This window comes from Flavobacterium gillisiae, assembly GCF_900107635.1.
Classification (GTDB): Bacteria; Bacteroidota; Bacteroidia; order Flavobacteriales; family Flavobacteriaceae; genus Flavobacterium; species Flavobacterium gillisiae.
Map to the genome: position 1 here is coordinate 62193 of NZ_FNRD01000003.1, position 21212 is coordinate 83404.

A 21212-nucleotide genomic window follows, 5' to 3' on the forward strand; every position below is an offset into this window, starting at 1 on the left:
AATCACTTATTCGAAACAAACAAAACCCTTTCAAAGTACTACTCTGAAAGGGTTTATCTAAATATTAAAATGTCATGACTTACAAATCAAATCCCACTGAAAATTGCCAAACTCGGTTTTGTGCTTTTCCTTCATCATACAAATCTCCAAGACCTAAGTGGTAACGCACTCCTAAACTGATTCCGGAATTAGTTTTAAAACCTCCTCCAAAATTCATTCCCCAGTCAAAGTTATTAGGATCATATTCTTGAGAACTACTAAACAATCCATCGTATTCTTCCTTATGAGAAATAGCTAATCCTATTTGTGGTCCTGCCTCTAGGAAGAAGTTTTTAGACGGATAAGCTTTTAACATTATCGGTAAATTGATATAATTCAGTTTTTGAGTAAATGTTCCATTCGCATCTTTAATTTCATACCCTTGTTGAGAATACAACAATTCGGGTTGGATAGAAAAGCTTTCGCTGATAAAGGACTCTCCATAAACCCCGATGTGAAACCCATGGCGTTGTCCAGTTTCTCCATCACCGTCAAAACTTACGGCAGCTAAATTATACCCTCCTTTTATTCCTGCATTTGACTGGTGCGTCGCTGTATCCTGTGCGTTTGATGTAGCGATACCTACTAATAAAGCTAGTGTACTATATATCGTTTTCATAATTTTTTATTTATATTATTCTTTTATTTCCCTCCGTTTGCTTTAAGATCTGCTAAACATTGGGCGTCTAGTTTCGGGGCTGAACCTCCTGAAACCATATTGGCAACTCCACTTCCTGATTCTGCAGACCAATACATTAAACAACTTTCTACATTACAATGTTTTTCGTGTGCAGTATCTTCATGGTTGCTTTGCAAAGGTGTTCCTAGATTAGTAAGTCCAAGGATATGACCAAACTCATGAGTTATTATTGTTGTTTCAAATAAAGCTCTATTAGGTTCAAAAGGACTATCGCTTAAACTCTGAATCGTCTTCTCATAAATTACAAAGGACGTATTTCTATAAGCCGTTCCTAAAACATAGCTGTTTCCTGAGTCAGAAGCAGAAGCTCCATCTATAAAAAGAGCCCAAACCGCGATCTGATCTGCCGTGTTGTACTTCGTTCTATTGGCATCTTCGATAGCGACAATTTCTTGATTTGTAAAAGTGGCTTTCCCCGGTGACGCAATTGCTCTCTTTACAACTGTTATTCCCCCTGACTTATTAGTTCTGGCATTCAAAAAAGAAGTGAAATTACTAATTGCTGTCGCTGATGGTTCGTATCCTTGGACATAAACCAATTCGATTACCATGCTTTTATAAGTATCCCCAGATAATAAATCATGGGATGAACTTCCTGTTGCTTTTTTATTATTACTGATTGAGAATCCTTCTACAGAAGTAGTAGACGAACTATCTTCTTTTGAACAAGAAACTAATAAGGCAAAGGCCATCGTTACTAATGCAATTCTTTTTTTCATTTTATTCTTTTTTTATGAATCCTTTTTTTTTAAAAAACAGCAACCATTTCCGGTTGCTGTTTTAAACTAATCCAATATTTTTAAGCTAATCGCTTTAATTATATTTGCGTCAACACTAAGGTTACGGCAGCATTTGTTTTACTTTGTAGCGTTATTGTCGATGTAGTGACACTTGCTACTTTCCATGTATTATTCAATAAGCTAAAAGAAGTACTTCCTGTGAAATTCAATTTCAGAAAAACATCTAACTCTGAACTTACTGCATAAGTCCCTGTAGCAGTAGTTGTTAAAGCAGTGACCGCTTTCACTTTCCAATCGTTCGCAAAGTCTACCGTAGTATCTTTATAATTGTTTGCTGAATCTACACCAGCAGTAATAAACGATTGTACTTTAAACGTACCGTTAACTAAAATCGCTTCTAGTTTTTTCGAATTCTGCTCTGCTTGCGTTATCGTTGCTTTCGTTGTAACAGAAGCATTAATATTTGATTGCAATTCAGCATCGCTATTAACTGTTGATTGTGTATCATCAATAAGTTTAACCGTTATTGGGTATTTAACTGCAAACAATTCAGTACTGCTTACATTACTCATATACGTAAACAATTGTTGTTCGGATGTGATAACAACACTTCCCGTTTGTTGTAAACTCACATTATAAGTTAAAATTGTAATAGGAAAGTTAATATTTAAAGAATTAATTGCACCTTGACCTGAACTTTCGGCTGAACTACATGCATTCAAAATTGCATTGTATTCTGTTTGGTTGTTCACTGTAACCTCTGTATAGTTACTTGTTTTAACACGCAATGGAAATTGTAATACCACTGAATCCTGATCATTATTAAACTGACCTAAAATAGAAATCACTTGTTGGTAATCCAGTTGGCTAAAAAGAGAAATCTGAATCCCATTTACTTTTGCCGTAGCGGGCAATATAATAGAAGAACAAGAAGCTCCATCTATAAAATCATCAAATGAACCATCATACATAGAAGTACGTTTCAGGTTGCTTGCAGTTGTTGAATTAGCAGCATTTGTATTTGGATTCTCTCCTTGTACTTCATCTACTTCACTTTGGCATGATGTTAAACCAAATATAGCCATCAATGCAATTCCAGTAATACTTTTTAATCTTTTCATAATTTACAAATTTAAGGTTTTTCTAATGTTATACAGCGATGATTGATTCGCCTTTCTGTTAGTAAGACAACCAACATTATTTTTACCCTACCCCCTTTTTTAATAAAAAAATAAAAAAATATATAAGCAGCTTTAAATCAATATTTTACAACCCTTAAAAAGACGAAAAAAAATTTCAGTTTAATCCTCATGTCCCGTTGTTTAAAAAATAATTTACATTTACAACCCATACAACCAACCTACTATAAATGAATAACGGAGATAAAAACCTTTGTGAGGAGCAACATTTTAGCGACTTTTATATAAAGAACGTACAATCAGCCACTAATTTCGCCTACTATAAATGTGGTGACAGTGATGCTGCGTTAGACCTTGTTCAAGATGCATTTGCCAAAATTTGGGAGAATTGCTCCCAGATTGATTTTAGCAAAGTCAAAACCTATTTGCTGACCACGGTAAATAATTTGTTTCTGAATACTATAAAACACAATAAGGTCGTTATGGCTTTCGCCAAAGAGACGCCTAATTTAGACACTACAAATCAAAGTCCAGAATATCTACTCGAAGAAGAAGAATTCAAAGTAAAACTGCAGAATGCAATTGCCTCTTTAAGTGAAGCACAGCGCGAAGTCTTTTTAATGAATCGCATTGACGGGAAAAAATACCGAGAAATAGCTGAATTACTGGATATTTCGCAGAAAGCAGTAGAGAAAAGAATGTCTGCAGCGCTTAAAATTTTGAAAGCACAAATAGAAAACATATAATTATTTGATTTATAGTAGGGTAAATCGAATTCAAGTTGTCTTATACATATAGAGTTGAAAAATGAAAAACGAAAACGAAATAATAAAATGGCTTAACGGCGAACTTTCAAGCAAAGAAATCGATGATTTAAAACAATCTGAAGGTTTTGAGACGCTTGAAAAAATAGCACATTATGCTTCACATCTAGAAACTCCAAAGGTAGATGCGCAAGCGGCTTTGGGGGCTTTCAAAACCAGATCCCTTTCGAAAAAAGAAACAAAAGTACGAACGCTAAATTTCAAAAGCTTCTTTAAGGTGGCGGCGGCATTAGTGGTACTATTTACTTCTTCCTATTTTCTGTTTTTTAACAACACCCAATCCTACGAAACTGGAATCGCTCAAACAAAAACATTCCGACTACCTGATAACTCCGAAGTGCTATTGAATGCCTCTTCAAAAATAACATTCAATGAAAAGAAATGGGAAAATAACCGCGATTTAACCCTTGATGGTGAAGCCTATTTTCAAGTGCAAAAAGGAGAAACCTTCAGCGTACAAACTACAGATGGTGTTGTAAAAGTATTGGGAACACATTTTAATGTAAAACAACGCAACAATTACTATGAAGTAACTTGCTACGAAGGATTAGTAAGTGTAACCTATAACAATGAAACCGTTAAATTACCTCCTGGAAAAACATTTAGAGTTATCAATAAGCAAATTGAAGCCGTCGATGATTTAAATATTGAAAACCCATCTTGGATGCAGCAGGAATCGAGTTTCTCACAGATTCCATTAAATCAAGTAATAGCAGAATTAGAGCGCCAGTACGATATTAAAATTAAAGTGGATGATGTTGATACTTCTAAGCTATTTACCGGAAGTTTTACTCATACCAACCAAAAAATTGCTCTGGAAGCAGTGACTATTCCTTTAAAATTAAGTTACAAAATTGAAGGCAAAACTATCGTATTCTATAACTATGAATAAATGGATCCTTTATTTATTGTTGTGCATAAGCACAATTGGTCAGGCACAAACAGCAACCAATACAACCGCCTTAACAGCGATTATAGGTACTATTGAGCAGCAATTCAATGTAAAATTCTCCTATGCGGTTGAAGATGTGGCCTCTATAGCTATAGAAAAACCAGCTATAGAACTAACCCTTGAGCAAACTATAGCGTACCTCAACTCAAAAGTACTTTTGAACTTTAAAGCGCTAGACAATCGATATGTAACAGTTTCTGTATTAAACAAAACATTCCCAGTATGCGGCATCGTGAGCGATCTGGATTCACAGACTTCTTTACCGGGAGCATCTGTACGTATTGATAACAGCTCAAATGGAACCATTACAGCAAAAAACGGTGCTTTTACTTTGGACAATGTAGCACTTGACGCCAAAATTACCATTTCGTACATTGGCTACGAATCCAGACAGTTTACTGCGAACGAATTGTTTTCGGCTGAAAATAATTGCAGAAAAATAGTACTGAAACCTTCCAAGGAAGAACTCAATCAAGTGTTGATAAATGTTTACCTAACACCTGGATTACAGAAATATATAGACGGAAGCACGGTTTTAAACACTAAAAAGTTTGGTATTCTTCCCGGACTGGTAGATCCTGATGTATTACAGTCGATACAAGCTTTGCCAGGAGTGGAAAGCACGAATGAAAGTATTGCTAATATCAATGTACGTGGCGGAACTAATGATCAGAATTTAATGCTTTGGGACAATATAAAAATGTACCATTCTGGGCACTTTTTCGGTTTGATTTCGGCTTACAATCCTAATGTAACTAATAAAGTCACGGTAAGTAAAAACGGAACCAGCGCTGCTTATAGTGACGGGGTTTCGAGTACCATCAACATGAGTACAAACGATCACATAGGAACTACAATTTCAGGTGGCGCCGGTGTCAATCTAATTAGCGCCGATGCCTTTGTAGAAATTCCTCTGGCGAAAAATCTCGAGTTGGATATCTCCGCTCGTCGTTCTGTAACTGATTTAATTAATACCCCCACTTTTACTAACTATTACCAGAGAAGTTTTCAAGACACAGAAATTAATGCAGACACTGCAGATAAAAATACCACTTCTGATTTTTATTTTTATGATTTCACTGCTAAATTACTATTTGACTTAAACGACAAGCATAGCTTTAGAGCCAATATAATCGGAATCAATAATGCCTTGAATTATGCTGAATATTCTAATGCCGATCAAAGTGAATCAAAGGTCAGTCAGCTTTCGCAAAAGAACATTGGATACGGAGGAAGTTGGAAAGGGCAATGGACGGATGTCTTTAGTACAGAACTAGTCACTTACTTTTCCAGATACAATATTGACGCTACCGATTATCGCGTACCAACAGACCAGCTTTTGACCGAAGCTAATGAAGTACTTGAGACCGGAACCAAGCTGAATGCATATTATAAAGCAAACTCTAGTCTTAGTTTATTATTAGGGTATCAGGTGAACGAAACCGGAATGCTCAACCAAACTACCGTGAGTGCTCCCTCCTATTCTAGCACTAAAAAAGACGTATTACTCAATCATGCCGTCTTTGCGGAAGCAGAGTACAATAAAAACAACACCTATTTAAGACTGGGAGCACGTTTAAATTATTTTAAAAAATTTGACAAATTACTAGTAGAGCCTCGTATCAATATACGCCAACAAGTATCGAAGCAGTTTGCTCTAAAATTAGAAGGCGAATTTAAAAATCAGACCGCAACTCAAATCATCGATTTTGAAGACGATTTTCTAGGTGTTGAAAAAAGACGCTGGGTATTGGTCAACAACGAAGACATTCCTATCGCAACAAGCAAGCAGAGTTCTTTTGGAATAGAATTCAAACAAAACAAATTGAATATTGAGTTGACAGGATTTTACAAAATAGTAGATGGTATTACAGCTTCTAATCAAGGATTTTATAATAACTTTCAATATAAAAATGCGCACGGCAGTTACACGGCAAAAGGAGTGGAATTTTTAGCCAATAAAACGGCGAGGCGATACAGTACCTGGATTAGTTATACCTATAGCACGAACGACTATGAGTTTGATTCCTTTACTCCTTCAACCTTTCCTAATAATGTTGATATTAGGCATTCTGCTTCGCTTGGATTTAATTATGATATTCTGGACAATCTGAAAATTTCAGTGGGAGGAATTTGGAGAAATGGACAACCGTATACGCGCCCGGTTGAAGGCAACGAAACTGTACAAAACGGCAACAATACCTTGGTCAATTATGATGCACCTAACAGCGAGAATCTAGATGACTTTATGCGATTAGATGCTTCTTTCAGTTACAACTTCAATTTCAGTCCTGCAATAAAAGCAACCCTTCGCGGCGGGATAATCAATATTACTAATGAAGACAATGTCATAAATCGCTATTACAAAGTAGATCCGAACGACAACAGTAATACTATTGCCGTAAACAATAAATCACTGGGTATGACTCCTAATGTAAGCTTTAGAGTAAATTTTTAGACTCAGATAAATCATCACCAATTTATAATTAGTCCCCATTTCAAATATAATTTGGGAGCGGATTTGCTATTGTTGCCGTTTTAATTGGTCAATTAAATACAATTACTCTATTTCAAAAAGTCTATTGTACTACTTACTCATTCAAATTAACAGCTCTCGTTTACACTTATACTATATAATTAAGTATCAAATTTAAATTATAAAAACCATAACCATATATTATATTAACTTTATTTTCAGATAGTTATAATTTTTAATTCATAATTTTATCTATATAATTATTTCTGTGTGGAGACCAGAACCCACTTTAAAAACGGGGCGCATTCGAAAAGCCAAACGAGTAGAGGAATAATAAACTACAAAATGGAAAACAAGAAAAGAGTTATGGTAGAATTTGACTTTCCTGGAATGTCAGTAAAGGAATACGATCAAATATGGCAGGATCTTCGCAAAGCAGGATATGAACATCCAAAAGGATTAATTCACCATGCAGGAGCTCCGACAGACAAAGGAGTAAAAATAGTTGATGTTTGGGAAAGTGCTGACAAGTTTAATGAATTTGGATCTGCATTAATGCCAGTTCTTCAAAAACATGGGGTAAAAGAACCTAAGCCATCTATTTTCCCGTTGCACTATGAGTATAATGAAAATAAGAAACCTATTATGTAAATAGCATAAAATACCATTGGATGTATAACCACAACACAGCTCATCCATCTTTAATACAAACCCCTTTCAAATTCAACTATGAAAGGGGTTTATTGTATTACTAAAAAGAGCCACTGCACTTTAATAAGTAAAAATTACATCCGCTTTAAAAAATAGAATATATTTGAGAAGCAAAAGATAATCAATGACATAGCATAATTATACTGGATATTAACTTCAAACATATAAAAACAAAAAATCATGAGTAAAAACACTGATTTGGGATTGTTAATCCTTCGTATTGCAGTTGGAGCATTAATGCTACTTCACGGAATTGCTAAATTAGGAGATGTCTCTTTTATAGAAGGCATGTTATCTGGAAAAGGACTACCGTCTATTCTTGCCTATGGAGTTTATGTCACCGAAATTGTTGCCCCGTTACTAATCGTAGTTGGATACCGAACCCGATTAGCGGCTCTCGTATTTATTTTCGGTAACTTATTTGCTTTTTTCTTAGTACACACGGCAGAACTATTTTTATTAAACGATAATGGTGGTTGGCAATTAGAATTATTGGGCTTATATCTTTTTGGTGCACTGACACTGTTCTTTACTGGCGGCGGAAAAATGGCTGCATCTTCATCGAACAAATGGGATTAAACTTTTGACAATACATATTAAGCTTAACTTTCAATTTGCACTTTTTAAATACATGAACCAAAAAACAAAACCCCTTTCAAAATCAACTTTGAAAGGGGTTTTTATATTTTAATAAGCGCTGTTTTAGATGCCAGCTACCGCTTTAATTTCATCAATAATTCGCAAAGCCAGCGTATCAGCCTGAGCTTGTGAAGGCGCTTCAGTATAGATTCTAATAATAGGTTCTGTATTTGATTTTCTCAGATGAACCCATTCATTAGCAAAGTCAATCTTTACTCCGTCAATGGTAGTAATATCTTCGTTTTTATATTTCTCAGTCATGGCAACCAGAATCGCATCGACATCAATTTGTGGGGTCAACTCAATTTTGTTTTTGCTCATGTAATACTCCGGATAAGAAGCACGTAAAGCCGAAACAGTCATTTTCTTGTTGGCCAAATGCGTCAAGAATAAGGCAACACCTACCAAACTATCACGGCCATAGTGTGATTCTGGGTAAATGATTCCGCCGTTTCCTTCTCCGCCTATGATGGCATTGTTCTTTTTCATTAAATCCACTACGTTCACCTCGCCTACGGCACTAGCTTCATAGCTTCCGTTATGCCTGTTCGTCACATCACGCAAGGCACGAGAAGAAGACATATTAGAAACCGTATTTCCTGGGGTTTTGCTCAACACATAGTCGGCACAAGCTACCAAAGTATATTCTTCACCAAACATTTCACCATCTTCACAGATGAAAGCCAAACGGTCTACGTCTGGATCAACGACAACTCCTAAATCTGCTTTTTCTTTAACTACTAGTTCTGAAATATCAGTCAGGTGTTCTTTTAAAGGCTCCGGGTTGTGTGGAAAATGTCCGTTAGGTTCACAGTATAGCTTCACTACTTCAACTCCCATTAATTCCAATAATTTTGGGATAATGATTCCTCCAGATGAATTCACACCGTCTACTACTACTTTGAATTTAGCCGCTTTCACTGCTTCAACATCAACTAAAGGCAAATTCAATACCTCGTCAATATGAATATCCATGTAAGCGTCATTCTCTGTGATTTCGCCCAAACTGTCCACATCCGAGAAATCAAACGCTTCTGCTTCGGCGATAGCAAGGATTTTTTCTCCTTCGATACCATTAAGAAATTCCCCTTTTTCATTCAATAACTTTAAAGCATTCCATTGCTTCGGATTGTGTGAGGCAGTAAGGATAATTCCTCCGTCTGCTTTCTCCAAAGGTACGGCAACTTCAACCGTTGGTGTCGTTGACAATCCCAAATCAATCACGTCAATACCTAAGCCAATTAAGGTATTCACAACTAAATTATGAATCATAGGTCCTGAAATCCGTGCGTCACGTCCTACGACAACCGTAAGTTTGTCTTTACCAGAATAGTTTTTTAACCAGGTTCCATAAGCTGAGGCAAATTTCACAGCGTCAAGCGGCGTTAGGTTATCCCCTACTTTCCCTCCTATTGTCCCACGTATTCCTGATATTGATTTTATTAAAGTCATTATTATGTTTTTAAATTTTGAGTATTATATTTCGAATTTCCCACAAATATAATAATTGACAATTTAAATAAGTCATTTAGAATTCATAATTTAGGCGAATGAACTTCTTAGCACACATCTATCTCTCGGGCGACAATGATTTAATCAAAATTGGTAATTTTATGGCCGATGGGATTCGGGGGAAACAATTTAAAAATTATCCTCTGGAAGTCCAGAAAGGAATTATGTTACATCGTGCCATTGATACATTTACGGATGCACATCCTATTTTTCGACAAAGCACTAAAAAATTGCATTCCAGATACCATCACTATTCTGGTGTCATAGTTGATGTTTTTTACGATCATTTTCTGGCAAAAAACTGGGCTAAATACTCAAATGAAGATTTGGAAACATATGTTACTGCTTTCTATCAGTCTTTGAATGACAACATCCCCATTTTAAGCGAAAGAACTATTTCAATTATGCCGTATATGATTAAACAAAATTGGCTACTCAGTTATCAAACCATTGTAGGGATTGACAAAATATTAACCCAAATGGATAGCCGAACCAAGAATGAATCAAAAATGCGCTTTGCTTCAGAGGAACTAACGGAGTTCTATACCGTATTTGAGCAGGATTTTACGGACTTCTTTGAGGAATTGAGAGCACATGCGAGACAAAAATTAATAGAAGAATGATTTCTTTTTTACCACATAGAAACTTAGGTTAGTTTTATTGGGTTAAGAAAGTAGAAAATAAATTTTCAAACATAGTTTTGAAGGATGATTAAATCTATTATTAAGCGAAGCCTTTTTATACACAAACTAAAATTCTATGTCTCTATGTGGTTAAAGCATTTAAAGCTAGTTTCACATTAAAAAAATACCAATAAAACCAAAACACCATACCATAATGAAAAAAATAATACTACTACTTTCTCTAGCGATTATCAGCTGTAAATCAAATGAAAAAATCGTCGCTCCAACAGGTTTGGTAACCGATAAAGCCATGGTCGTTTCGGCAAGGGAAGAGGCTTCCGCAATTGGTGTTGCCATTATGAAAAAAGGCGGAAACGCTTTTGATGCTATGGTCGCGACTGAACTCGCATTGGCCGTATCTTATCCGCAGGCGGGAAATCTTGGCGGTGGTGGTTTCATGGTTTTTAGAAAAGCCAACGGAGAAACCGGAGCGCTTGACTACAGAGAAAAAGCACCTCTAGCTGCAACAAAAGATATGTATCTCGATGCAGCCGGAAATGTAATTGAAGGCAAAAGTACCGCTTCGGCAGTAGCTTCTGGAATTCCAGGTACGCTGGCAGGATTATTTGCAGTACATAAGAAATATGGTTCATTACCCATAGCCGAAATCCTTGCGCCTGTAATTGCGTTAGCAGAAAATGGCGTGGTCGTTACGCAGCACCAAGCACAAAGTTTAGCTGATTACAGAGAAACTTTTATAAAAACTAATGGTCCAAACAGCTTATTTTCTCATGAATATAAAGCGGGTGACACGATTAAATATCTAGCCTTGGCAGCCACTCTAAAACGAATTGCAAAAAACGGACGTGATGAGTTTTACAAAGGGGAAACGGCGAAAAAGTTAGTAGCTTTTCTAAAGATCAAAGACGGAAATATGACATTGGAAGATTTAAATCAATATGAAGCCAAATGGAGGGCACCTATCACTTTTACCTATAAAGATTTAAAGATAACCTCTATGTCTCCGCCTAGTAGTGGTGGTATTTGTTTAGACCAAATAATGAAAATGATCGAGCCTTTTAATCTTGCCGAAATGGGACACAACAGTTTGAAAGCCATTCAAGTAATCACAGAAGCTGAACGAAGAGCCTATGCTGACAGAAATGCTTTCCTAGGTGACCCTGATTTTGTAAAGCTTCCCGTAAAAGAACTCTTGGATTCCACTTACATCCAAAACAGAATGAGCGATTTCTCATTCGATAAGGCCTCTAAATCATCTGATATTGGTAAAGGAAAAATTGCAGGTTATGAAAGCAAGCAAACCACCCACTACTCTATCGTTGATGCCGACGGAAATGCAGTTTCCGTAACAACGACCTTAAATGATAATTACGGTTCTAAAATCTACTGTGATGAATTAGGTTTCTTTTTAAACAATCAAATGGATGATTTTAGCGCTAAACCTGGAGTTCCTAACCTTTACGGACTTACAGGAACCGAAGCCAATAGTATCGCTCCAGGCAAAAGAATGCTTAGCTCTATGACACCAACCATTGTAGAGAAGAACGGAAAATTGCTTATGGTTGTGGGAACTCCCGGAGGTTCTACAATTATCACTTCTGTTTTGCAAACCATTTTAAATGTGTACGAATTCGGAATGAGTATGCAGGAAGCAGTCGATGCACCCCGTTTTCATCACCAATGGCTTCCTGATGAAATCACTTTTGAGCCGAATTCATTTTCGAAAGAAATTACAAATGCACTAAAAGAAAAAGAGTACAAAATAAACGAAGCTAACAAAGAAATCATCGGTCAAGTTGATGCTGTCTTAGTATATCCAAACGGAAAACTAGAAGGTGGTGCTGATAAAAGAGGTGATAATAAAGCGGTAGGCTTTTAAAAAAAGGATTCCATTATAAATTGAAAGAAAGATGAAAAAAAGTATTTTACTGTCGTTTGCCATTATTTTTTTAAGCTGTAAAACACAAAACAGTGTTGTGCAACCTACAGGACTTTTAGCGAATAAAGCGATGGTCGTTTCGGCACGGGAAGAAGCTTCTAAAATTGGTGTCGAAATCATGAAAAAAGGCGGAAATGCTTTTGATGCCATGGTCGCAACCGAATTAGCATTGGCTGTAGCCTACCCTTACGCCGGGAATCTTGGCGGTGGCGGATTTATGGTCTACAGAAAAGCAAATGGCGAAAAAGGAACTTTGGACTATCGCGAGAAAGCACCATTAGCAGCCACAAAAGATATGTTTTTGGATGCCAATGGAAATGTTATTCCTGGAAAAAGCACCAAAACTCCACTGGCAATTGGGATACCTGGCACAATAGCAGGTGTTTTTGCTGTACATAAAAAATTAGGTTCTCTACCTATCGAAGAGATTTTAAAACCCGTTATTGAATTAGCGGAACGTGGTGTTGTAGTCACTCACAAACAAGAAGAACGTTTAAACGACTATCGTCAAGAACTTACTAAAATAAATGGTGCTAATTCGGTGCTTTCAAAAGTATATAAAGAAAAAGACACCATTAAATATCCAGCGCTAGCGGCAACACTAAGAAGGATTTCAAAAAATGGACGCGACGAGTTTTACAAAGGTGAAACCGCTAAAACTTTAGTGGATTATCTTCAGGCAAAAGGAGCTATAATCACCATGGAAGATTTGGCTCAATACGAAGCCAAATGGAGAACACCGCTTAGTTTTAAATACAAAGATTTGAACATTATTTCGATGGCACCACCAAGCAGTGGCGGAATATGCCTGGCACAAATATTTAAAATGATCGCCCCTTATGATTTAGCTAAAATGGGACATAATTCTTCACAGGGTATACAAGTAATTGTAGAAGCCGAGCGACGAGCCTATGCAGACCGAAGCTACTTTCTAGGAGATCCTGACTTTGTAAAGATACCATTGAAAGCGTTAATGGACGACAACTACCTTAAACAAAGAATGGCCAATTTCAGTTTTGACAAAGCGACCTTGTCATCAGATATCAAGGAAGGGAACGTCAACTATAATGAAAGTATGGAAACCACCCACTACTCTATTATAGATCAATTTGGAAATGCCATTGCAGCTACAACCACGCTAAACGCCGGTTATGGTTCAAAATTTTACTGTGATGAATTGGGATTTTTATTGAACAATGAAATGGATGATTTCAGCGCTAAACCAGGCGTACCCAATATGTTTGGACTCGTAGGAAATGAAGCGAATAGCATTGCTCCACAAAAAAGAATGCTGAGTTCTATGACGCCAACCATTGTAGAAAAAAACGGAAAACTATTGATGACCGTGGGATCGCCTGGAGGCTCGACTATTATCACTTCTGTATTACAAACGATCTTAAATGTGTACGAATACAATTTGAGTATGCAAGAAGCGGTTAATGCGCCACGCTTTCACCATCAATGGTTACCGGATTTGATTACATTCGAACCGAATACTTTTAGCACACAAACCTTTGATGCGTTAAAAGCAAAAGGCTATCTTATTAATGAAAAAACAACTCCTGTTATTGGTAAAGTAGATGCTATTTTAGTGTTACCAAACAATAAACTAGAAGGTGGAGCCGATTTTAGAGGAGATGATACCGCAGTTGGATTTTAGAAGTATGGGATTTATTGCTGATTTAGAAGTTGTCTTTCAAGAAAATAGCCAGAGCGAAAATGCTTTGGCTATGTCCAAATATATGAAGAATAATTTTGCGTTTTTTGGAATAAAAACAACCGAACGAAGACAAATTTTTAAAGAAGTCTGGAAAGCGAACAAAGAGGAAGTAGCCAAAAATGCAAGAGAAATTGCAATAGCCTTATATGCAAAAGATCAACGAGAATTTCATTATTGCGCCATTGAAATTTTGATAAAAGACCTGAAAGGAAAGTATAAACAGAAAGATATTGATCTCATAGAAAAACTGCTAACACTTAATTCCTGGTGGGACAGCGTAGATACTATTTCAAAAAATATTCTTGGCGAATACTTATTAGAATTTCCGGAGTCTATTGTCGAAACTAGTACTAGATTTTCCAATTCAGAAAATATGTGGCTTAACCGAAGTGCTATCTTATTTCAATTGGGGTATAAAGAAAAAACGGATTTTGATTTACTAAAAACGATCTGTAGTCAGCACAAAGCCTCTTCCGAGTTTTTTATTCAGAAGGCAATTGGATGGTCCTTGCGGGAATACGCAAAAACAAATCGAGAAGCAGTAAAAATATTTGTAGCTGATTCCGACCTACAACGATTGAGCAGAAAAGAAGCGCTAAAAAACTTATAGGATCATTAAAATAATAGTAAATTAGCACTTTCAAAAAAAAATAAATGCTCAAAAAATATCTTACTAAACTAGAAAATATTATTGCCTGGGCGCAATCTATGCTAACAGAAAAGCAATTTATTTTCTTATCTAGTGTATTAGTAGGTATTTCTTCCGCATTTGCAGTAATTGTTCTAAAATCATTTGCCCACCAAGTCTTCTCCTTTGCCACGTACATCAACGGAATTTTAAAACTGAGTTTCATTAATAGTATTTTACCTATTGCAGGTTTATTACTGACCGTATTTGTAGTAAAAAAAGTCCTTGGCGGTTCTATAGAAAAAGGGACTTCCCAGATTTTATACTCCGTTGCAAAGAAAGCCAGTATCGTTCCAAAAAAGCAAATGTATGCCCAAATAATCACAAGTTCCCTTACTGTTGGTCTTGGTGGATCAGCGGGTTTAGAGAGTCCTATCGTTGTGTCTGGTGCCGCTTTTGGGTCCAATTATGCACAGCGCTACAAGCTCAGTTATAAAGACAGAACCTTACTCATTGGTTGTGGAGTGGCTGCTGGAATCGCTGCTGCATTTAACGCACCTATTGCAGGTGTTCTATTTGCTATCGAATTTTTATTGGTAGATGTGAGTATAGCCGCATTTACACCTATTATGATTGCCGCCGCTACGGGCGCTTTGGTTTCTGAAATTGTATTGGACGAATCTATTTTATTAAATTTCAAACAACAACAGGTTTTCGATTACCATAAAATCCCTTTTTATATCCTTCTGGGTGTATTGACCGGATTTATGTCAGTTTACTATACTCGATATTTTCAAAGAACAGAACATTATTTTGCTAAACTAAAACTCAGTCCCTATAAAAAAGCACTTTTTGGAGCTTCTATTCTGGCCGTTTTAATTTTTATTTTTCCAACGCTATTTGGTGAGGGTTATGAGAGTATCAAAGTATTATCGGAGGATAATCCCGGTGTAATGTTAGAAAACACTCTTTTTAGCAGTTTTAGAACTAACAGCTGGGTCTTACTGATATTCGTAGGTATGACGATGATGGTAAAAGTTTTTGCTACTGGAATTACATTAGGATCTGGTGGAAACGGTGGTAATTTTGCCCCTTCCTTATTTGTAGGTTCCTATCTAGGATTTGTCTTTTCAAAAGCGATAAACCTAACTGGTTTGACCCAGTTGCCTGTCAGTAATTTTACGATGGTAGGAATGGCCGGTATTTTGAGCGGCTTGTTTCATGCCCCATTAACAGCCATTTTCTTGATTGCTGAAATAACTGGTGGATACAGTTTAATGCTTCCGTTGATGATTGTTGCTTCAATCAGTTTTGCTATTTCAAAACGATTTGAACGACATTCCATGGATGTAAAAGAATTGGCTAAAAAAGGACACGCTTTTACGAGTAATAAAGACACAAATGTACTAGCGACATTAGATACTACTTCTATCATACAAACCGATTATTTAACGGTTACACCCGATGAAAATCTAGAGAAATTAGTTGATTTAATTTCGCACTCCAATCAGGTTATTTTTGCCGTTGTGGATAAAGACAAGCGTTTATTAGGTGTGGTCCATTTCAATAATATCCGTGAAATTATTTTTAATACGTACCGAGTAAAATACACTTTGGTTAAAAATATCATGGCCGTTCCTACTGAAATAATCTACCCATTCAATACCATGGAGACGGTGATGAACAAATTTGAGCGATCAAAAGTTGCCTTTTTACCAGTGGTGAAAGATGATAAATACTTCGGATTTATATCTAAATCAGTCGCACTTGAAGCCTATCGCACCAAATTGAAATCGATGACGATAGAATAATACATAAATCTTAATATCGGATAAGATGTTTTTTAATATTATCCGATAAATGTAGTATCTTTGTGGTTATGTGGAAGATAGATACAAACTATAGAGAAGAATTTCAATCAACCTTTGATCGATTGTATGAAAAAAAGCAAGTCCTGCAAACCAGCAGACCATTGCCCGACATCGCATTGAATAAAATCAAGGAAAGTCTATCTATAGAATGGACCTATAATTCTAATAGTATTGAAGGAAACACCATGAGTTTAAGAGAAACCCAAATGGTGCTTCAAGAAGGAATAACCATCAAGGGAAAATCATTACGAGAACATTTTGAAACCCATAATCACGATAAAGCAATTGATTATTTATTCTCCATTGTAAATACTGATTATGTGTTGCGCAGTATTGACATTTTGTCTTTGCATGGATTAGTTTTACGTTCTATTGAAGATGATTTTGCAGGTCGCTTGCGCAATGGCGGCGTGCGTATATCAGGTGCAAATTTTGTTCCTCCAAATGCTAATAAAGTTTCGGATTTACTCGATGAATTGATTGATTTTAGTAATACAAATCCGTTAGGACTTAATGACATTGAACTAGCGGCTGTCTTTCATCATAAACTCGTTTGGATTCATCCTTTTTTTGATGGAAATGGTAGAACGGTTCGCTTGACTATGAATTTGTTATTGATGCGTTGTGGTTTTCCGCCCGCCATCATTTTAAAAAATGACCGCAAGAAATACTATGAAGCGCTTAATCAAGCCAATGGAGGTAATTATCAAAAACTTACTTTATTGATGTGTCAAGCTCTTGAGCGCACACTTAATATATACATAAATGCGCTTCCAGGAAATGACACAGAATACATTGTCATTTCTAATTTGGTTCAGGAACCTGATATGCCCTATGGTCAAGAATACATAAGTCTACTGGCTAGGCAAGGCAAAATTGATGCTTATAAAGAAGGACGCAATTGGCTTACCACAAGAGAGGCCGTAGAAAATTACATGGCCACCAGAAAACGAAAACGCTAATTACATAATTAGCGTTTTTTTATGCGCAATACCCATTCATTATTACAAGAACAAAACGAACTAAATAGCCCCGATTGAAGTAAAAATACTTATAAGGCAAGTGTTTTGCCTTATAAGATTGAAACGGAAAGCGGGAGAGCTCTTTATTAAAAACAATAGAAACAATGCTCTAAACTCCATTTTAAGGTATTGATTTTAACATAAACTTCTAAAGTGTTGTATCGAAAGAATAAATCAAAATGGTAACTTTGCTTTTTTGCAAAAATTATGTTAGACAAAGACAATACTATTGAGGTTCAAGGCGCTCGCGTTCACAATCTAAAAAATATAGATGTTTCCATTCCTCGTGAAAAACTGGTAGTAATTACCGGTCTTTCAGGATCCGGAAAATCATCCCTCGCATTTGATACTATTTATGCCGAAGGCCAACGTCGGTACGTAGAAACATTCTCTGCTTATGCCAGACAGTTTCTAGGAGGCTTGGAGCGTCCTGATGTCGATAAAATTGACGGACTTTCGCCTGTTATTGCCATTGAACAAAAGACCACCAGCAAAAGTCCGCGGTCTACTGTGGGAACTATTACTGAAATATATGACTTCCTGCGTTTGCTTTATGCACGTGCGGCCGATGCCTACAGTTACAATACCGGAGAGAAAATGGTCAGCTACTCTGATGAACAAATCAAAGACCTGATTATCGAAGATTTCACTGGAAAACGAATTAATATTCTTGCTCCGGTTATTAGAGCGAGAAAAGGACATTACGGAGAATTGTTCCAGCAAATCGCTAAACAAGGCTTTTTAAAAGTGCGTGTGAATGGTGACGTCCTCGACATAACTCCGGGAATGAAATTAGACCGTTACAAAACCCACGATATCGAGATTGTTGTGGACCGAATGGTCATTGAAAAAACTCCCGATAACGAAAAACGATTAAGCGAAAGCATCAACACCGCCATGCATCATGGAGAAAATGTGTTGATGGTTTTAGATCAGGATTCTCAGGAAGTACGCTACTTTAGTAGAAACTTGATGTGTCCCACTACCGGAATATCGTATCAAAATCCAGAACCCAATTTATTTTCTTTCAACTCTCCAAAAGGAGCCTGTGATCATTGCAAAGGACTGGGAACTGTAAACGAAATCAATACCAAGAAGATTATTCCAAATCCGAAATTATCTATAAAAGCGGGTGGTTTTGCTCCTTTGGGCGAATACAAATCGTCTTGGATATTTAAGCAATTGGAAATCATTGGAGAAAAATACGGTTTCAAAATTACCGACGCTATCGAAAAAATTCCGGAGGAAGCGATGGAAATGATTTTGAATGGCGGAAAAGAAAAATTCACGATCAACTCTAAAGATTTAGGCGTTGCCCGAGATTACAAAATAGACTTTGAAGGAATCTCCCATTTTATAAAAAACCAACACGACGAAAGCGGTTCTACGACTATCAAACGATGGGCTAAGGAATTTATGGATGAAATTCCATGCCCTGTTTGTGAAGGTTCACGTTTGAAAAAAGAAGCACAATTCTTTAAAATCGACGGACAGAATATTACGGAATTGTGTGCGATGGATATTTCTGACCTGACCGCCTGGTTTCACGATTTAGACAGCCGTTTATCTGATAAACAGCAACGTATCGCCACTGAGGTGGTTAAAGAAATCAAGGACCGACTGAACTTTTTAATGAACGTAGGTTTAGAATATTTGGCTTTGAGCCGAAGTTCAAAATCACTTTCCGGTGGAGAAGCACAGCGCATCCGTCTAGCAACTCAAATTGGTTCTCAATTGGTTGGTGTATTGTATATTTTAGATGAGCCAAGTATTGGTTTACACCAAAGAGACAATGATAAACTAATCCATTCTTTGGAACAATTACGTGATATTGGGAACTCGGTTATTGTGGTCGAACATGACAAAGACATGATTGAACGCGCCGATTATGTGATTGACATTGGACCAAAAGCGGGGAAATTTGGAGGCGAAATCATCAGCATAGGAACTCCAGCGGAAACCTTGAAATCAAATACCATTACCGCACAATATTTGAATGGCGAGATGAAAATCGAAGTTCCGAAAAAAAGACGTGAAGGCAATGGAAAATTCATGAAACTAACCGGAGCCACAGGAAACAACTTAAAAAATGTTTCTATCGATCTTCCATTAGGGAAATTGATCTGTGTTACGGGAGTTTCCGGAAGCGGTAAGTCTACTTTGATCAATGAAACGCTCTACCCTATTTTGAATGCGTATTATTTTAATGGCGTCAAAAAACCACAACCCTATAAAAAAATTGAAGGCTTAGAGCTTATCGACAAAGTAATTAATATTGACCAAAGCCCGATAGGGAGAACACCACGTTCTAATCCTGCCACTTATACTGAAGTATTTACGGAGATCAGGAAATTATTTACCATGACTTCAGAGAGTATGATACGCGGCTATAAAGCGGGACGTTTCAGCTTTAATGTAAAAGGCGGACGCTGCGAAACCTGCCAAGGTTCTGGTGTGCGTACGATTGAGATGAACTTCCTTCCAGACGTTTATGTCGAGTGCGAAACCTGCCAAGGAAAACGTTTTAACAGAGAAACACTAGAAATTCGTTTTAAAGGAAAATCCATTTCTGATGTGTTGAATATGACCGTGGATGAAGCGGTTCCGTTTTTTGAAATGATTCCGAAGATACATCGCAAAGTAAAAACCATTCAAGATGTAGGTTTGGGATATATTACACTTGGTCAGCAAAGTACCACGCTTTCGGGCGGGGAAGCGCAACGTATTAAGCTCGCAGGAGAATTATCAAAAAAAGATACTGGAAATACCTTTTATATTCTGGACGAACCTACTACGGGGCTTCATTTTGAAGACATCAGGGTATTGATGGGCGTTATCAACAAATTAGTAGACAAAGGAAATACGATCCTGATTATCGAACACAATATGGACGTAATCAAACTGGCAGATTATATTATCGATATTGGTCCCGAAGGAGGAAAAGGCGGCGGAAAAGTCGTTGCCAAAGGAACTCCCGAAGAAATAGCCGATAATAAAAAAAGCTATACTGCAAAGTTTTTGAAGAAGGAATTGGAGTAAGTCTATTTTAACACAGATTACACCAATTTTCACGGATTGTTTTATTCATAAACTACTCCGCAATCTTGTCATTCTGACGAAGGAAGAATCTCACCCAGTACTGAGGATTTTCATTATGGAGATCTCTCCTTCGTCGAGATGACAAATCGTACGGATAAGGTATGTTTAATTTAAAATTGAGTGATTTATTGTATTCCTATTTATCTATCTAATCAATACTAACTTGTCATTGCGAGGGACGAAGCAATCTCACCCAGTATGGAGGAGTTTCATTATGAGATACCTTCGTGCCTCGGAATGACAAATGATTGTGTATTTATTACTAGTCTAAGAATGGAATTCAGTTATCTAATACAATTATTTTTCAAACACTAATTACACAAATTTTATTATTACCGAACCACTCCGCAAACTTGTCATTTCTTCAGCTGTTCGACTAAAGTCTCGAGTCTGACGAAGGAAGAATCTCATCTTGTTTGTGTGAATTTGAATTCAGTACTGCGTCATTGCGAGGAACGAAGCAATCTCACCCAGTATGGAGGAGTTTCATTATGAGATTCCTTCGTGCCTCGGAATGACAAATGATTGTGTATTTATTACTAGTCTAAGAATGGAAT

The 21212-nt window shown here is 36.8% G+C and carries 16 protein-coding genes; 12 read left to right on the plus strand and 4 right to left on the minus strand.

Annotation, left to right across the window (positions count from 1 at the left end; genetic code table 11):
- Positions 1-79: 79 nt before the first annotated feature.
- The 3 genes from BLV35_RS05485 to BLV35_RS05495 form a co-directional block, all read right to left on the minus strand.
- Positions 80-658, minus strand: coding sequence for a porin family protein (locus BLV35_RS05485; protein ID WP_091085992.1), 579 nt, complete (start codon positions 656-658; stop codon positions 80-82).
- Between the two features lie 23 nt (positions 659-681).
- Complete coding sequence (locus tag BLV35_RS05490) at positions 682-1458, minus strand: zinc metalloprotease (protein WP_091085994.1); 777 nt, start codon at positions 1456-1458, stop codon at positions 682-684.
- A gap of 98 nt (positions 1459-1556) precedes the next feature.
- The gene (locus tag BLV35_RS05495) at positions 1557-2600 is read right to left on the minus strand and encodes a hypothetical protein (protein ID WP_091085996.1); all 1044 of its coding nucleotides are present in this window, start codon (positions 2598-2600) and stop codon (positions 1557-1559) included.
- A 248-nt stretch (positions 2601-2848) separates the two neighbouring features.
- Here BLV35_RS05495 and BLV35_RS05500 point away from each other — a divergent pair, with 248 nt between their 5' ends.
- The 5 genes from BLV35_RS05500 to BLV35_RS05520 all read left to right on the plus strand — a co-directional run bounded on the left by BLV35_RS05500 (position 2849) and on the right by BLV35_RS05520 (position 8160).
- Positions 2849-3364, plus strand: a complete 516-nt coding sequence (locus tag BLV35_RS05500; protein WP_091085998.1) for an RNA polymerase sigma factor — start codon at positions 2849-2851, stop codon at positions 3362-3364.
- Between the two features lie 61 nt (positions 3365-3425).
- Positions 3426-4334: a FecR family protein gene (locus BLV35_RS05505; RefSeq protein ID WP_091085999.1), complete on the plus strand. Its 909-nt coding sequence runs from the start codon at positions 3426-3428 to the stop codon at positions 4332-4334.
- Entirely contained in the window at positions 4327-6852 is a 2526-nt protein-coding gene (locus tag BLV35_RS05510; RefSeq protein WP_091086001.1) for a TonB-dependent receptor plug domain-containing protein, read from the plus strand. Before BLV35_RS05505 ends, BLV35_RS05510 begins: the two co-directional genes overlap by 8 nt.
- Positions 6853-7215: 363 nt before the next feature.
- Entirely contained in the window at positions 7216-7521 is a 306-nt protein-coding gene (locus BLV35_RS05515) for a hypothetical protein (protein WP_091086003.1), read from the plus strand.
- 240 nt (positions 7522-7761) lie between these two features.
- Positions 7762-8160, plus strand: a complete 399-nt coding sequence (locus BLV35_RS05520; RefSeq protein WP_091086006.1) for a DoxX family protein — start codon at positions 7762-7764, stop codon at positions 8158-8160.
- Between the two features lie 123 nt (positions 8161-8283).
- Here BLV35_RS05520 and glmM read toward each other — a convergent pair whose 3' ends face one another.
- Entirely contained in the window at positions 8284-9672 is a 1389-nt protein-coding gene (glmM, locus tag BLV35_RS05525; protein ID WP_091086009.1) for a phosphoglucosamine mutase, read from the minus strand.
- 98 nt (positions 9673-9770) lie between these two features.
- Between glmM and BLV35_RS05530 the strand changes: the two genes are divergently transcribed.
- From BLV35_RS05530 to uvrA, 7 genes are all read left to right on the plus strand, one after another.
- Positions 9771-10355 carry an acyl carrier protein phosphodiesterase gene (locus tag BLV35_RS05530; RefSeq protein WP_091086011.1) on the plus strand — a complete coding sequence of 195 codons (585 nt, stop codon included), beginning with the start codon at positions 9771-9773 and terminating at the stop codon, positions 10353-10355.
- 214 nt (positions 10356-10569) lie between these two features.
- The gene (ggt, locus tag BLV35_RS05535) at positions 10570-12255 is read left to right on the plus strand and encodes a gamma-glutamyltransferase (protein WP_091086012.1); all 1686 of its coding nucleotides are present in this window, start codon (positions 10570-10572) and stop codon (positions 12253-12255) included.
- A 31-nt stretch (positions 12256-12286) separates the two neighbouring features.
- Positions 12287-13975, plus strand: a complete 1689-nt coding sequence (ggt, locus tag BLV35_RS05540) for a gamma-glutamyltransferase (protein WP_091086013.1) — start codon at positions 12287-12289, stop codon at positions 13973-13975.
- Positions 13932-14645, plus strand: a complete 714-nt coding sequence (locus tag BLV35_RS05545; RefSeq protein WP_143031839.1) for a DNA alkylation repair protein — start codon at positions 13932-13934, stop codon at positions 14643-14645. Before ggt (BLV35_RS05540) ends, BLV35_RS05545 begins: the two co-directional genes overlap by 44 nt.
- Positions 14646-14689: 44 nt before the next feature.
- On the plus strand, positions 14690-16474 hold the full coding sequence (locus BLV35_RS05550) for a chloride channel protein (RefSeq protein WP_091086015.1): 1785 nt from the start codon (positions 14690-14692) through the stop codon (positions 16472-16474).
- Between the two features lie 68 nt (positions 16475-16542).
- Entirely contained in the window at positions 16543-17496 is a 954-nt protein-coding gene (locus BLV35_RS05555; protein WP_091086016.1) for a Fic family protein, read from the plus strand.
- Positions 17497-17763: 267 nt separating this feature from the next.
- A complete protein-coding gene (gene uvrA, locus BLV35_RS05560; protein WP_091086017.1) occupies positions 17764-20595 on the plus strand; it encodes an excinuclease ABC subunit UvrA in 2832 nt (943 codons plus the stop codon).
- Positions 20596-21212 lie beyond the last annotated feature (617 nt).

Bases quoted from the DNA above. Each gene is read 5' to 3' on its own strand.
- BLV35_RS05555 (WP_091086016.1), top strand. From the start codon at position 16,543: ATGTGGAAGATAGATACAAACTATAGAGAAGAATTTCAATCAACCTTT.
- BLV35_RS05550 (WP_091086015.1), top strand. From the start codon at position 14,690: ATGCTCAAAAAATATCTTACTAAACTAGAAAATATTATTGCCTGGGCG.
- uvrA (WP_091086017.1), top strand. From the start codon at position 17,764: ATGTTAGACAAAGACAATACTATTGAGGTTCAAGGCGCTCGCGTTCAC.
- BLV35_RS05515 (WP_091086003.1), top strand. From the start codon at position 7,216: ATGGAAAACAAGAAAAGAGTTATGGTAGAATTTGACTTTCCTGGAATG.
- ggt (WP_091086012.1), top strand. From the start codon at position 10,570: ATGAAAAAAATAATACTACTACTTTCTCTAGCGATTATCAGCTGTAAA.
- BLV35_RS05485 (WP_091085992.1), bottom strand. From the start codon at position 658: ATGAAAACGATATATAGTACACTAGCTTTATTAGTAGGTATCGCTACA.
- BLV35_RS05495 (WP_091085996.1), bottom strand. From the start codon at position 2,600: ATGAAAAGATTAAAAAGTATTACTGGAATTGCATTGATGGCTATATTT.
- glmM (WP_091086009.1), bottom strand. From the start codon at position 9,672: ATGACTTTAATAAAATCAATATCAGGAATACGTGGGACAATAGGAGGG.
- BLV35_RS05505 (WP_091085999.1), top strand. From the start codon at position 3,426: ATGAAAAACGAAAACGAAATAATAAAATGGCTTAACGGCGAACTTTCA.
- ggt (WP_091086013.1), top strand. From the start codon at position 12,287: ATGAAAAAAAGTATTTTACTGTCGTTTGCCATTATTTTTTTAAGCTGT.
- BLV35_RS05520 (WP_091086006.1), top strand. From the start codon at position 7,762: ATGAGTAAAAACACTGATTTGGGATTGTTAATCCTTCGTATTGCAGTT.
- BLV35_RS05530 (WP_091086011.1), top strand. From the start codon at position 9,771: ATGAACTTCTTAGCACACATCTATCTCTCGGGCGACAATGATTTAATC.
- BLV35_RS05490 (WP_091085994.1), bottom strand. From the start codon at position 1,458: ATGAAAAAAAGAATTGCATTAGTAACGATGGCCTTTGCCTTATTAGTT.
- BLV35_RS05500 (WP_091085998.1), top strand. From the start codon at position 2,849: ATGAATAACGGAGATAAAAACCTTTGTGAGGAGCAACATTTTAGCGAC.
- BLV35_RS05510 (WP_091086001.1), top strand. From the start codon at position 4,327: ATGAATAAATGGATCCTTTATTTATTGTTGTGCATAAGCACAATTGGT.